This is a genomic window from Psychroflexus sp. MBR-150 (assembly GCF_053628795.1).
On the sequence record NZ_JBRJHB010000021.1, the window covers coordinates 26098 to 39766 of the forward strand.

The window sequence follows — 13669 nt, forward strand, 5'->3', positions numbered from 1 at the left end:
ATTCAAATTTAATAAAAAGTATTTGATATATTTGTAGTTAGAATTTAATCCCAGTAAAATGGGTAATAATATTCGTACTAAAATAGGTCTTGACTAAGGAAATCGGCAAAATTTCATACATCAGAACAAGACGGTTTATAGTACGCCTGAAAAGGCGTGTCTGCTCCGTTGTTCTGTTTTTGGCTTTGCCGAGCCACCTTAGTCAGCGTGATGTATGGCACGCTGTTTTTTTGTCCATATTTCAACTATTGAAGTACCTCAACTGAATAATTATTTGAATATGGATACATCTTTAAAAGAGAACTGGTACGACAAAAAAGGCATTTTAATACTCCTTTTATTCCTTTTCCCTCCAGTTGGTATTGTGGGAATTTTTCTTCATAAAACAGACCTTTGGAAAAAGTTGGTATATACCTTTGGAGCATTAGCGATGAGTTTGGTTCTTTTAGTGATAACAATTGCCGTTTTTAACCCTATTAATTACTATGAAAGTGGAAACCGCTATTTTGAAGATGGTAATTACCAAGAAGCCATCAAAGAATACAAGAAGATAGATTCCGACAATAAGGATTACCAAAATGCAATGCAAAAAATTGAATTGGCTCATTTCAAATTAGATAGTATTTCCAAAGTTGAAAATTTAGCCATAGAAAAACAAAAACAAGATGCTACTGCTGAAAACGAAAAACTAATCGCTTTTCAAAAACAATGGGCAGATAGTATTGTTAAGAGTTGGGAGGGTTCATATATCGTTTCTAATAAACTTTTGAAAAATACAGATACAATTTACTTTCAACTTTCTAAAAATGCAACACAAGGCAACTGGATAAGTAAATCAAAACCTCATCAAGAAATTTTACAAAACAACTATAATAATTCTCTAAAAAAGAAAATAGGCGTTGTTTCTATCAATACTATTATTGCTTTTTTACCCGATTCATTACAAATAGTTGAAAATAACAAGTTGAGGTTACGTAAAGAAAAAATTGCTTCACAATTTTCTATTTGGGATGGTAGCCATAGAAACCTTGTAAAATATATCAAGCAAAATTTACACGACCCAAACAGTTTTAAACATCAAGAAACGATATACGAAGATAAAGGAGATTATGTATTGATAGAAATGTCGTATCGTGCAAAAAATAAATTGGGAGCAATGGTTTTAGAAACTGTTGTTGCAAAAGCTGACTTAAAGGGCAATATTTTATCCGCTAATCAAATTCAATAAACAATATCAATATGACAACAAATTTTAAATCAATTTCAAGACTATTTGTATTGGGAATCTTCTCGATTCTTATGTTCTCCTGTAATGGAGATGATGACAATTCTATAACTCCGAGTTTAGATGAGTACATCACTTGGAAAAGTTCAGGTACAGAGTATCAAAATGGTACAATCTACAAGTATTTAGACTATACCAATTTTGAAATTTCAGAAGATGCTCACAATTTCTTTTTAGAGGTTGAAACCTCAACCAATATTACTGAAGGAATGATTATTAACGCAAGTGAAACCTCAACAGAATTAAGTTTTGGTTTTGATGGAGCTGGAAATTCAGATATTTATTTCTATGGTGGCTATGTGAAATTTACCAGTATTACTGATGAATATGTAGAAGGCGAATTTATTGGAAATAACGCCAAAGAGGTTGACGATTCTGTAAGTCCTGCAATTGTTACACCTTCTACTGTTGAGGTAACAAATGGGAAATTTCGTATAAAGAGGTAGGATATTAGTTTTTCAAAACCGAAAAATAGAGGCGGAGGAGTAGTTTTTACCTACTTTTGACCTTCTGTATTTTTGATATTTTAATGGTGGGGGTGTTTTTAATAGATAAAGAGTATGTTTCTCTCTTTTTTTGTTGCATATACCAACCTTGTAATAATTAAACCCCTGTAAAATACGGTAGGATTAATTTTGCAGGGGTTTTGTTTTCTAATAATAGAATATTAATCGTTTTTACGCTTATATATACCCTTTTTCCTTTCAGTGATTTCTCCAAATAATTCCTCAATCTGTTCTTTGTTCAACATCTGAAGGTAGTAACGTAGTTGTTTTGCTCTTTCGGGTGCTGAAAGTTGAGAAATATAAGTGTTTAGTCTTAAAAACTCTGGTTTCAGACTTTTAAAAATTATTGATTTCATTTCCATACTTACCTTATCAGAACCAGTAGTTAGCATTTTGGCGTATGGTTTCAGATGGTAAAAACCTCTACCATCTATATTCGCTTTTTGGAAAAGTTTATGAATGTTCAAAAAGTCTTTCTCGAAAATCTCAAATAGTTTTTGTTTGGCTTTAGTAGAAAGTAAATTATTACTCCCTTTCTTTCTACCTGCATTTTTGGAATTGTTACTCATTTTAAATTGTTTAATATTAATACAGAATAGTTGCTCCCTTGTTATGGCAACCAACTTTTGTGGTTGCTTTCTCAATATTTGTATTCTTTATTTTATTACTGTTATATTATGACTGCTGTTACTGAATAGTTTTACTGATTTAATTGAACGATTTTTACTGCTATTTTTGAATATAAAAACTGCTGTATTTGAACTATTCTTTTTGCTCATCAAACCAATTTTTAATTTCAATTGATACAATAACCTTATTGTATTGATGAGGTAAAATATATCCTTTATCCAAAAGTTTATCTTTTATTCTGTGATAATCTCTTTCCTTTATTCCTAACCATTCTTCGTAGCGTTTTACTTTTGCAGTCGTAAACCCAGACTTTAGAGATAAGGAATAAAAAGCATACAATAACGAATATTCCCTTAAAGACAATCCTAATTCTTTCCTATGTTTATGATAGATTTTTATGAAACCGCCTCCCGATTCAACTTCTTCTTTAAATTGCTCAACTATCTCATAGTTTAGACTGATTCTCTTATCTGAAATTTCAGAAATAAAATTTTGCTTTTCTAAAACTTTAATTCCATTATAAACCGTATTAGGTGCTAAATAAAGGTATTTGTATAAATACGCTTTTGGCTTTTCATAATCGTTCATTTTACTTTTTCTAATCAAAGTATCAAAAATTACATATTCCCTAAATTGATAATTCAATTTCTCTAATGCCGAGTAATAAATAAGGGTGTAGTTTTGCTTTACAACCTTACTATTTGTAAATTTGCTCATCCAACAAAATTTTAAAAAAGGCAAGTGTTTTATTGAAGTAGGCACTTGCCTTTAGATTTAAATAAATACTCCCTGTGATTTGATGAGGTAAGAAATAAATTGCTCTGAAAATTTTGACTTATTTCTTGGTTTTAGGTTCTTGAATAACCAAAATAGGAGTTGTTCTTTTTCAGGTAAAAACCTAACAATAATAAAGTCCAATTTTCCTTTTTGGTTAATGTTATTGCCAAAGTGAAAATCACTCTCAACGTGGATTAAGCCTGTGTGAAGTGATTTGTTTTCTTTTTCAATTCCCCAGCTCTGGATAACTACTTCGACATTATTCTCAATTAAATAATCTCTTTTTGGTTTAGAACACTTAACGAAATAAAACGGAAACAAATCATTTTCAATAAGGTCATAAATACCTTTGTGTTTAGGAGATTTTTGAAACCTTGCAAACTCAAATTTGTACTCTCTCATTTTCTTTTGAATTTAGAGGTTACAATTGGAGTTAAGGCTTGTTCTACCTCATCTCTTTTGAATAAAACTCGCTTTCCAATAGAATAACTTTGGATTCTACCCTGTGAAACAAGATTGGTCAATGTAGGTAAACTAATCTTCAATAGTTTTGCGGTCTCTGACCGACTTAAATATTGGCTCCCTGAAGGTTCTTTTTGTAGTACGACTTTCTGCTCCGAAATAAGAACCTTTCTCAATTGTTCTTGGATGAGATGCTCTAAATCTGATTTAGTCATCTCTTGTATGAGAAGGTTCATAATGAATATTATACTGGCTAATTTATGTAATTATAACCATATATCACAAACTTTGATAAAATTAAAATGTTGATATTTAGATTCTTATAGTAGATATAAGTATAACTAACTCCTTTTGATTCAAAGGATTAAAAAATGTGAAAAACTTATGCAGTTTGAACCATTTGAACGGTTTTGCCAGTTTCTTTCTTATTGTTGCTATAATATGCTTCCCAAATCTTCAAAGTTCTTTCTGCGTGGTCTGTTTCGCTAATTTTTAAATATTTGAGAAAGGATTTCTCGGTTCGATGTCCTGAAATTTTCATTATACTTTGAGTAGGAACACCTAATTTATAACTTATGGAGCAATAGGTACGTCTTGCCGTATGAGTAACCACTTCTGCATAACGAGGTTGGGTAACTTTTACTCTTTCTCCGCCCTTTGTTTTAAAGTAGGAAACTTCATCATTAAATAAGTCTGTTTCCTTTGCCAATTCTTTAAGGTATTGATTCATTTTCTGATTGGTTAATCCTTTTGGTAGATTATAATCATACTTTTCAAAAATCTCTCTAACTGGCTCTAAAATTGGAATAACTACTGGCAAAGGGTTTTTCTTTTTCGTCTTTTGTTGAACGATACTTAAAAATCTACCTTGTAAATGTTCTTTTCCCAATCTGCTATAATCGGAAAATCGCAAACCAGTAAAACAACCGACTACAAATAAATCTCTTGTTCTTTCCAATCGTTTATTTTGGCTGAAATCGTATTTGTAAAGTGCCTCAACTTCTTCCAAAGTAAGAGCAATTTCAAAAGTTTCCTCTCCTTCAGGCATAAAATCGGAAAGTTTGTACTCCTTATTTACATTGTAGTTTTTGGCAAAGGCATTATTTAAAACGGCTCTAATGACCTTAAAATTCTTTTGAATGGTATTTGCCGAATAATCCTTTACATCTTCCAAATATGCTCTGAAATTAATTGAAAACTGCTCATCAAATCGTTCAAAGGCAACCAAATCATTGGTATCTTTTTGGTAATCTTTAAGTAACTCCAAAGTCCTGTTATAAATATGGATTCTGCCCTTTGAGACTTTGTTGTTTTCTTCTCTGACTTTGATGAGGTCTTCAAAAAATTCAAAAAAAGTTTTTTGTTTATTTCGATTGGTATCTGCTAAATCTTTACTGAATAATTTTTCATCAAATAGAGTTTTGAGTTCGTCAATCTTTTCTCCATTCTCATTTTTATAAATTTTTGGTTCTCGATTAAATTCTTCAACAAAGTCATTAAAGATTTGAACGGCATTATCATACAACTTATTTAAGTTGTTATTGATTTCTTGATGGTAGAAATCGTCTTTCCTTACTTCCTGCTTTTTCTGATTCCAATTAATAGGTTCAACCATTTCTTTGGTTGAAATCTTCACTCTCCCAGTTTTCAATCTGAATAACAAATTGATTGGAGTTCTCTCTTTTGAATTTTTGTCTTTTAAAACAAATGATAATGAAGACATTACAACAAAATTTTAAATTCTACTGGCTAATATAACCTTCCAGTTTGAAGGGGACAAATCTGGGGGACGGAATTTTTAAAAAGTTTAATTTTCTTTTGTTTTAATTCGCTTTGATTCCCCCAGCAAAGCCAGTTATAAAAGAAAGTATAATAAAATATATAAAAGTCCAGTAAAAAGTTTTTCGTCCAGGTGGGACCACAAGTCTAAAACCGTTTCATAAGTTTGAAACGGTTTTTTTTTAACCAATAAAAAACGCTGCTCAAATGAACAGCGTTAGTAAGAAAAACAATAAATAATTTGTATTATTTAGAGGATACGAACGTTTGTAGCGTTCATACCTTTTCTGCCTTCTTCTTCAGTGTACTCAACTTGATCTCCTTCTTCAAGAGATTCTCCATTAAGACCTGTAACGTGGACAAATATGTCCTTTCCGGTTTCGTCGTTAGTAATGAATCCATAACCTTTAGACTCATTAAAAAATTTAACTGTACCTTCCATAAAATATAAAAATAATTAATTAATAAAGTACAATATTACAACATATTTTAATCAGTAAAGCATTTTTAATGTTAATTATTGATTTTCTTTAAGTTAAAAACAGGGTCTTGCTCTAATTTTAAACTCCATTTTTTTTGTATTAAAACGTTGAAAAGGCTTTGTTTAAAAGGCTAAGACAAATTTATTGCTAAACGATTTGAGATTTCATCTTTGTCAAACACCAATTTATAATTTTGAGACAAGTCTATAGCTTTAGGAGTATGAACAAATAAACGATGCGATTTCCAACTTAATTCAATTTTAAAATAATGTCCCATATAGTATTGATTGATAATATCTAATTCAGATTTTGTAGTTTTTTGGAGTTTTATTTCGTGTGGATATATTATAATGTTTTTTTCTTTTTTGGTTTTATTCCAAATGTGTTTTGGGTTAATTTGATTAAAGTCTCCAAATAGACTTGCCACATAAGGATTATTATTGTTTTTATAAAGCCTGTTCGGTGTGTCTCTATCGACTATTTTTCCTTCTTTTAAAACCAGTATTTCATCACAAAAGGCTAAGATGTCATCTTTATCGTGAGTTGACAAAACACAAGTCACATGATTATTTCTTAAATAGCTAAACAATTGACGTCTTAACTCATTTTTAAAAAATTGATCGATATGCGAAAACGGTTCATCTAACAATAGTAACTTAGGTTTTTTTGCTAATGCTTGAGCTAGGGCAACGCGTTGTTTCTGACCTCCACTAAGATTTTTAACTTTAGTATTCTCGTAATCCTTAAGTCCTACAACTTCAAGCAATTCTCTCGCTCGAGAAATATTTTGACGCATAGATTGTCTAGATAAAGGTTTTGTGATATTATCTAAAACACTCGTGTAAGGCATCAATTGAAAATCTTGGGTGACGTACTTAAAATCTTCTCTTCCTGGAGTTAATTGGTTTGATGGTCCTAATATTGTTTTGCCATTCCATAATAATTTTCCACTATCAGCATCAAGCTTTCCATAAATAAGTTTGAGTAAAGTAGTTTTACCACAACCACTTTGACCAATAATACCAAGAATATCCCCAGAATGAATACTGAAAGAAATATTGTTAAGCCCAAAAATTTTGTTGTAAGAAAAATAAACAGATTTTAATGTTAACATCTTCTGATAAAAATAAAAGCTGAATTTAAAACAAATTCAGCTTTTTATTATGGTTATATCCTATGATTAATTAACTATTAATTTCTTAGAAATATTAGCTCGAGAATTCTCAATTTTGAGAACATAAACTCCAGAACTTAACTCTGAGATATTAATTTGCTGTTTATTGTCAAAATTCATTGCTTGATTTAATATTAATCTTCCATTCAAATCGTAAATCTTTAGATTAGCATTGCCAATAGTTTTTTGTAGGCTTTCAATATTTAAAACATCAACAGCTGGATTTGGATATATTTTTAATGAGTTCTGATTGAATTCAGCAACTTCAGCGTTGGCACATGGCAACGTAATTGTAGGAGGTAAATCAAATGCTTCTACTTGATCGCTCCTATTAAATTGAGAACCTTGACTTGCACTTAGCCCTAAACCTCTGTTGGCAAAAACTTTCCAAATATAGCATAGATTAGCACCACCATTAGTTTGTATATCTGCTTGTAAAATGGCACTTCTACCATTTACAAAACCAGGGTTACAAGTTTGTAGTTTTAAACCATCAACAACAAGTTGCATTGCTATATTATTCCCTCCATTTCCATTTACTAAATCAGGGTCAAAACCATATTGATCTATCAATTCCCAAGTTAAATCCCAAAGCATGGTTGCCCATACAAATCCAACACCATGAGGCATTGAAATATTAGGATTATTTGTTAAATCATAGGTTGCTGGGTTTACTGAAAAGTCAGTAGAGTATGGAAAAGGTCTTATGCCTCCTCCAGCTGTAGGTTGACTAATGGCAAAAGTTGCATAACCTCTTGGTTTTTCAGGGGTGTCAGTAGGTTGCATAGTCATCATAAGACCAAACCAATCGCTCCAACCTTCACCCATTTGCTCATCGTTAAACAGACAGTTACTTTGCTGAGGACCACCTGTTAAACGTGTAGATATTCCATGTCCAAATTCATGAGACACAACGCCATTATCAAAATCACCATCAACCAAATAAGGACCTGTGTTTGCTAATGAAACGTTAATAGTTTCTCCATTTAAGAGTTTATTTATAATCGGTGTACCGTCAGCCATAGAAATCATTATAGACGGAATATTAATAGTATTTGAGTCACCGCCCATAATAATTGGATCTCCAGCAACATTGTTTACCATAATAACGGCAATTGCTCCATTGTCCTGAGCCGCTTGTATTTTATCCACAAACAAGCAATCACCTCTTCTTATCACAACAATTTTACCATTGAGATTACCTCCATTAGTGATAATATCACAAGCATCATAGGTGTCTGTTGATGTCGTACTACTATTGTCATCTTCTATTAGTGCTAAATCTGCTGTTATCGGTGTTGGTGTTAATCCAGAGCCAAAATTGGCTTCGAGACCTGGGTAATCTCCAGCAATATCAGAAGGTGAATTTATAGTTAATGGGTCGTTAGGTGGTCCTGGTGGTGTCCATAAAAACATTTGCATTCTTGGGCTAAATCCTTCGGGAGGTGTTGAAAAATTAGCATTATTGAAACCCAAACCATCTTGAGCATCAGCCATAACAAAATCATTCCCAGCACCTTGACCTGAGTAGTTAGTTTGCTGAAAGTTGCCCGAAGCTTCGTCAAAACCATAACTAGACCAAATGTCATGCATATAGTTATTCCATACAAATAAATTGGTTATTGCTGCATCTTCATTCATTGTAGCGGGTAAACTACCTACGGTGAAGTCAAAATTCAAATTTGCACCGCCGTCTGGAGAATACCCTGGTAAGTCATCAGCATCTCTGTCCTCACTAGCTAATACATTGTTGCCTTGTGTGGTTGTAAATTCTGCTCCTGCAATACCATCTGTGTCATGCCAACCAAACGGAGAAGCCGTTGGATCAGCTGGTTCAGTTAATAACACTCTTGCCCCGTGATTAGGAGATTCTATGCCTAATGGATAAGCACGATATTGAGATCCATCTGTAACAAAACTTAGGGTGGAATTTTCTTTATTTTCAAAATCTTGTGTGTTATTAGATTTATTAATAAAGTGATAATTATCGAAATTGCAACTCAACATCCAATCGTTTTGTCTTAAAATTTCTCCAGTGTTAGCGTCAACTGACATACTCCACCAATGGTTTTCATCTCGGGTTAAAATACTTAAATCCCAAGCTAATCTTAATTTATTGCTTTCAGTTAAAACATACATTAACTTAACAGGAATCACTTCACTTGATAAACTTTCAGACTCAAAGACAAGTTCTTGATTAGAAATCGTTTCTACCAATTGAATGTCACTAAAACTTGTGTTGAGCTCTAAATTGCTAATTGCTGTATAAATAGCATCTTCAGCATTTAAAACTGAGGTAGATGTTTCAACTTTTTGATTAATCTCAGAAATAAATGAATGATTGAGGTTGACTACACGATTATTCTTAATAGCAAAACTTGCAATTGCATTTAAAATAGGTGTGTTTTGATAGGCTTGCTGAACATAAACCATATCAAGTTTCATACTTTTAGAGTAAGATTGATCTGTTATGATAAAATCCTCTACATCTGAAAGATTAAATTCTAACTTTTCAATATTATTATCAAAGTAACTTGATATAACAGATCTATGATTTTGAGCCTGTAAAGTACCGACAAAACAAAGTGTTAATAATAGTAATAAATTTCGCATATTATATTTTTTTGTAAAAATATTATAAATTCTTTATTACCCAAACTAACAAGTGTTAATTATGTAGTTTAAAGATATGTTTAATTACAAAACTTACGTGATTAACTGTTAAAGTAAAACTTACAAAAGCAAATTTTTCTCAACGTATTCTGCAATTTGAACCGCATTGGTTGCTGCTCCTTTTCTCAAGTTATCGGCAACAATCCAAAGGTTTAAACCATTTTTAATACTAAAATCCCGTCTCAAGCGTCCCACAAAAACCTCGTCTTTACCTTCTGCATAAATTGGCATAGGATAAGTATTTGTGCTCGGGTTGTCTTGAAGTGTAATACCATTAAAATTACTTAGTTTTTCTCTGACTTCAGTCATTTCAAAAGGCTTTTCAAACTCCAGATTGACAGATTCTGAATGTCCACCAACGACTGGAATTCTTACCGCTGTAGCCACAACATTGACCCTGTCGTCTGAAAGAATTTTTTTGGTTTCATGAGTGAGTTTCATTTCTTCTTTGGTATAGTCGTTGTCTAAAAACACATCACAATGTGGTAAAGCATTTTTATGAATGGGATACGGATAAGCCATCTCACCTTTTGCATCTTGATATTCGTTTTCTAATTGTTTTACGGCTTTAACGCCAGTACCAGTAATAGATTGATACGTGGAAACAATAACGCGTTTAATTTTAAAAGCATCGTGCAGTGGCTTAAGCGCCATAACCAACTGAATGGTAGAGCAATTAGGGTTTGCAATGATTTTATCATTTTTAGTCAACTCGTGGGCGTTGATTTCTGGCACAACAAGTTTTATGTTCTCGTGCATCCGCCAAGCTGAAGAATTGTCTATCACGGTTGTGCCCGCCTCAGCAAATTTTGGCGCCCAATCTAAAGAGGTTTGTCCACCAGCTGAAAACAAAGCGATATCAGGTTTTTGAGCTAAAGCATCTTCCATACTGATTATGTTCACCTCTTTTCCTTTAAACTTTATGGATTTGCCAACCGAACGCTCTGAAGCGACAGGCAACAATTTTGAAACTGGGAAGTTTCTTTCTTCTAAAACTTTAAGCATTACTCGACCAACCATTCCGGTAGCACCTACAACTGCTATATTCATAATTTTAACTTTAAAAGTGCAAATGTAAAATGCTTTTTGGTATTATTGCACAAGCCTTAACTTAATTTATCAATGTCTAACCTGAGTTTATGGATGTAATTAAATGATTTTTTAATCGTATATAATTATGTTTTAAAGTCAAAACTAACTTTTTGCATTATATATCTTTTTATGAAGTACTTTTTTTCTATTGTCTTAGTTTTTAGCTTTTTATTCTCGTATTCCCAAAATTCTTTTAAAATTAGTGGCATCGTAAAAGACAGTATAAGTCAAGAAGTGCTTATTTCTTCTACGGTTTATCTCGAACGCCTTAAAGATTCTACAATGGTGTCTTATTCTATTACAGACCAAAACGGTTATTTTGAAATTGAAGATTTTACCAAAGACACGCTACTCAATTTAAACGTGAGTTATACGGGCATGAAAACTTATCAGCAAACCATTAATATCAAAAATTCTCCTATTGATATTGGCACTGTTTTCTTAAACTCAACAACTGATGAGTTAGACGAAGTTACCGTGACAGTCAACCGCTCACCTATTGTTTTCAAAAAAGATACCTTAGAGTTTAATGCGTCTTCGTTTAAAACTCGCGACGGTGCAAACCTTGAAGCTTTACTTAAAAAATTACCAGGTCTTAAAGTTGATGCCAGTGGCAATATAACAGTAAACGGAAAACCAGTTCAACGTATTTTAGTCAACGGTAAATCCTTCTTTGGCGACGACCCGAAAATCGCCACAAAAAATTTACCTAAATCTATCATTGAAAAAATACAAGTAGTCGATACCAAAACCAAACAGCAAGAATTTACTGGCGAAGATGGCGATGCCGAAAACAAAACCATCAACATCACCATAGATGAAGACAAAAACAAAGGCATATTTTCAAGATTGACCCTTGGTGGTGGCACAGATGGTCGATATGCTATGAGCGGTTTTGGAAATTACTTTAAAGACAAAACACGCATCAGTGTTATAGCTGGCTCTAACAACATTAATAGTCCAGGGTTTAGCTTTGATGAAGTCTTTGATATGATGGGTAACGTGAGAAGAGTAACAAGCAATTCAAATGGAAGTTTTGGAATTAATGGAATAAATTTTGGGGGTAATAGTGGCATCACAAAATCTGATAATGTTGGCGTAAGCTATGCTGACGAATGGTCTAACAATCAAGAATTAGAATCGAGCTACTTTTTTGGTTCTAACAAAACCCGAAATGAAACTTCAACACGTCGAGAAAATATTTTGCCTGACAGAACCTTTTTTACCAATTCTGAAAATGCATCGACCAATCGTTCTGACTCTCATCGTGGAACTATTAACTACAGCATAAAACCAGACACCTTAACTCGAATTTCGATTAGACCCAACATCAATATTTCATCGGGAGATAATGAAACTTCTTCTTTTTCGGAATCTTTAAATAGTGACGGAGAGCAAATTAATGAACTCAATACAGAAAACACATCAGAATTTGACAATAAAACTTTCAGCAATAATCTATCTGTTTCTAGAAAATTAAAAACCAAAGGTGCTTACGCGTCTTTACGTTTTAGAAATACTAATACCAATTCAGAAAACAACAGCTTTTTTAACTCCATTAGAGAAATTTTTGGCGACAATCCCAATACTGAAATTCAAAATCAAAACATTCAAAACAACTCTCACCGTGATGAATACAGTATTACAGGAAGTTATAGAAACCTTTTGTTCGATGATTTATTCTACAGCTTGACTTATGAATATGTCAGCGAAAGTGAAAAATCTGAACGAAATGTGTTTGATTTTGATGAAAATACAGGAGAATTTTCAAGCTTAAATGAAGACTTGAGTAACGCATTTACAGTTAGGGCGAATAAGCATATTCCTAAAGCAGGAGTGCGTTTTGACGACGATACTTTAACGGTAAGTGTAAGTGGCGGACTTAACCGGACCGAACTCAAAACCAACAATTTAATTCAAGACGTCAACTTCAATAATGACTTCAATGTTTTTGCTTACAGCGGTTATATTGCTTATCGATTTAAAAACAAATCACGTCTATCCTCTTGGTTCAATAACTCGACTCGAATTCCAAGCGTAAGCCAATTGCAACCCGTTACTATCCAAACCAATCCGCTAAACATTACGTTAGGGAATCCAAACTTAGACGCCTCAGTAGTGCATAACTTTAGTTTAAGTTATAGAAAATATGATTTTAAAACCCGAAGTGGCTACGGTTTTTACTCATACTACAGTTACAATGAAGACCAAGTCGTTTCCGTAACCACAACTGACGACAATTTGGTCAGGACAACCACCTACACCAACCTCAGCGGTGGACAAAATGCCAATTTGAATTTTTATATTGACAAAAGCCTCAAAAAGTCAAAAAATCAAAACGACCGCGAAAACATTACAGCTGGTGGTAACTTCAGCTTTATTTACAACAAAAACCTCGGGTTTTCAAATGCCCAAAACTTTAGAAGCGAATCTTACAGATTTTCTCCATCAATCGATTTTAGATACGAAATTGAAGACCTCATCAATATTGAACCTGAGTTTGGAATCACACACAACATCACCACATACAACCTTCAACAAAGCCTCGACGAAGAATTTACAAATCTTAATTTCGGGATGGAGTTAACAACCTATTGGCCTAAAAACGTCACCTTTGGCAACGACATCACCTTCACCAAACTCGGTAATATCAGTTCAGATTTTGACTCTGATTTTTTGTTGTGGAATGTCAGTCTTGGTTACACCTTTGCCGATGAAAAAGCCATCGTTAAATTTAAAGTTTACGACCTTTTAGACCAAAACATCAACACACAAAGAACCACAGGAGACGATTTTATACAAGACACCA

Annotated in this window: 12 protein-coding genes; 3 read left to right on the forward strand and 9 right to left on the reverse strand. The window is 32.9% G+C overall.

Annotation, left to right across the window (positions count from 1 at the left end):
- Positions 1-280: 280 nt before the first annotated feature.
- Together ACSSV5_RS10515 and ACSSV5_RS10520 are read left to right on the forward strand one after the other, a co-directional pair.
- A complete protein-coding gene (locus tag ACSSV5_RS10515; protein WP_454245835.1) occupies positions 281-1228 on the forward strand; it encodes a hypothetical protein in 948 nt (315 codons plus the stop codon).
- Positions 1229-1239: 11 nt separating this feature from the next.
- Positions 1240-1731, forward strand: coding sequence for a hypothetical protein (locus ACSSV5_RS10520; protein WP_454245836.1), 492 nt, complete (start codon positions 1240-1242; stop codon positions 1729-1731).
- A gap of 221 nt (positions 1732-1952) precedes the next feature.
- Here ACSSV5_RS10520 and ACSSV5_RS10525 read toward each other — a convergent pair whose 3' ends face one another.
- The 9 genes from ACSSV5_RS10525 to ACSSV5_RS10565 form a co-directional block, all read right to left on the reverse strand.
- Positions 1953-2360 carry a hypothetical protein gene (locus ACSSV5_RS10525; protein ID WP_454245837.1) on the reverse strand — a complete coding sequence of 136 codons (408 nt, stop codon included), beginning with the start codon at positions 2358-2360 and terminating at the stop codon, positions 1953-1955.
- A 193-nt stretch (positions 2361-2553) separates the two neighbouring features.
- Positions 2554-3138 carry a hypothetical protein gene (locus ACSSV5_RS10530; protein WP_454245838.1) on the reverse strand — a complete coding sequence of 195 codons (585 nt, stop codon included), beginning with the start codon at positions 3136-3138 and terminating at the stop codon, positions 2554-2556.
- Positions 3139-3195: 57 nt separating this feature from the next.
- Positions 3196-3600, reverse strand: coding sequence for a hypothetical protein (locus ACSSV5_RS10535; RefSeq protein ID WP_454245839.1), 405 nt, complete (start codon positions 3598-3600; stop codon positions 3196-3198).
- Positions 3597-3896 (reverse strand): helix-turn-helix domain-containing protein, encoded by a 300-nt coding sequence (locus ACSSV5_RS10540; protein WP_454245840.1) that lies wholly within the window; start codon positions 3894-3896, stop codon positions 3597-3599. The genes ACSSV5_RS10535 and ACSSV5_RS10540 overlap by 4 nt, the downstream gene beginning before the upstream one ends.
- A 146-nt stretch (positions 3897-4042) precedes the next feature.
- Positions 4043-5383 (reverse strand): site-specific integrase, encoded by a 1341-nt coding sequence (locus ACSSV5_RS10545; RefSeq protein ID WP_454245841.1) that lies wholly within the window; start codon positions 5381-5383, stop codon positions 4043-4045.
- Between the two features lie 306 nt (positions 5384-5689).
- Entirely contained in the window at positions 5690-5881 is a 192-nt protein-coding gene (locus ACSSV5_RS10550; protein WP_211066569.1) for a cold-shock protein, read from the reverse strand.
- Between the two features lie 170 nt (positions 5882-6051).
- Complete coding sequence (locus ACSSV5_RS10555) at positions 6052-7035, reverse strand: ABC transporter ATP-binding protein (RefSeq protein WP_454245842.1); 984 nt, start codon at positions 7033-7035, stop codon at positions 6052-6054.
- A 66-nt stretch (positions 7036-7101) separates the two neighbouring features.
- Positions 7102-9708, reverse strand: coding sequence for a T9SS-dependent M36 family metallopeptidase (locus tag ACSSV5_RS10560; protein ID WP_454245843.1), 2607 nt, complete (start codon positions 9706-9708; stop codon positions 7102-7104).
- A 120-nt stretch (positions 9709-9828) separates the two neighbouring features.
- Positions 9829-10818, reverse strand: coding sequence for an aspartate-semialdehyde dehydrogenase (locus ACSSV5_RS10565; RefSeq protein WP_454245844.1), 990 nt, complete (start codon positions 10816-10818; stop codon positions 9829-9831).
- Between the two features lie 171 nt (positions 10819-10989).
- On the opposite strand from ACSSV5_RS10565, the gene ACSSV5_RS10570 reads away from it, so the two are divergent.
- A partial coding sequence (locus ACSSV5_RS10570; RefSeq protein ID WP_454245845.1) for an outer membrane beta-barrel protein occupies positions 10990-13669 on the forward strand: 2680 nt, incomplete at its 3' end.

What these genes read in the sequence shown, in the direction of transcription:
- ACSSV5_RS10515 (WP_454245835.1), top strand. Translation starts at nt 281, where the DNA reads ATGGATACATCTTTAAAAGAGAACTGGTACGACAAAAAAGGCATTTTA.
- ACSSV5_RS10520 (WP_454245836.1), top strand. Translation starts at nt 1,240, where the DNA reads ATGACAACAAATTTTAAATCAATTTCAAGACTATTTGTATTGGGAATC.
- ACSSV5_RS10525 (WP_454245837.1), bottom strand. Translation starts at nt 2,360, where the DNA reads ATGAGTAACAATTCCAAAAATGCAGGTAGAAAGAAAGGGAGTAATAAT.
- ACSSV5_RS10530 (WP_454245838.1), bottom strand. Translation starts at nt 3,138, where the DNA reads ATGAGCAAATTTACAAATAGTAAGGTTGTAAAGCAAAACTACACCCTT.
- ACSSV5_RS10535 (WP_454245839.1), bottom strand. Translation starts at nt 3,600, where the DNA reads ATGAGAGAGTACAAATTTGAGTTTGCAAGGTTTCAAAAATCTCCTAAA.
- ACSSV5_RS10540 (WP_454245840.1), bottom strand. Translation starts at nt 3,896, where the DNA reads ATGAACCTTCTCATACAAGAGATGACTAAATCAGATTTAGAGCATCTC.
- ACSSV5_RS10545 (WP_454245841.1), bottom strand. Translation starts at nt 5,383, where the DNA reads ATGTCTTCATTATCATTTGTTTTAAAAGACAAAAATTCAAAAGAGAGA.
- ACSSV5_RS10550 (WP_211066569.1), bottom strand. Translation starts at nt 5,881, where the DNA reads ATGGAAGGTACAGTTAAATTTTTTAATGAGTCTAAAGGTTATGGATTC.
- ACSSV5_RS10555 (WP_454245842.1), bottom strand. Translation starts at nt 7,035, where the DNA reads ATGTTAACATTAAAATCTGTTTATTTTTCTTACAACAAAATTTTTGGG.
- ACSSV5_RS10560 (WP_454245843.1), bottom strand. Translation starts at nt 9,708, where the DNA reads ATGCGAAATTTATTACTATTATTAACACTTTGTTTTGTCGGTACTTTA.
- ACSSV5_RS10565 (WP_454245844.1), bottom strand. Translation starts at nt 10,818, where the DNA reads ATGAATATAGCAGTTGTAGGTGCTACCGGAATGGTTGGTCGAGTAATG.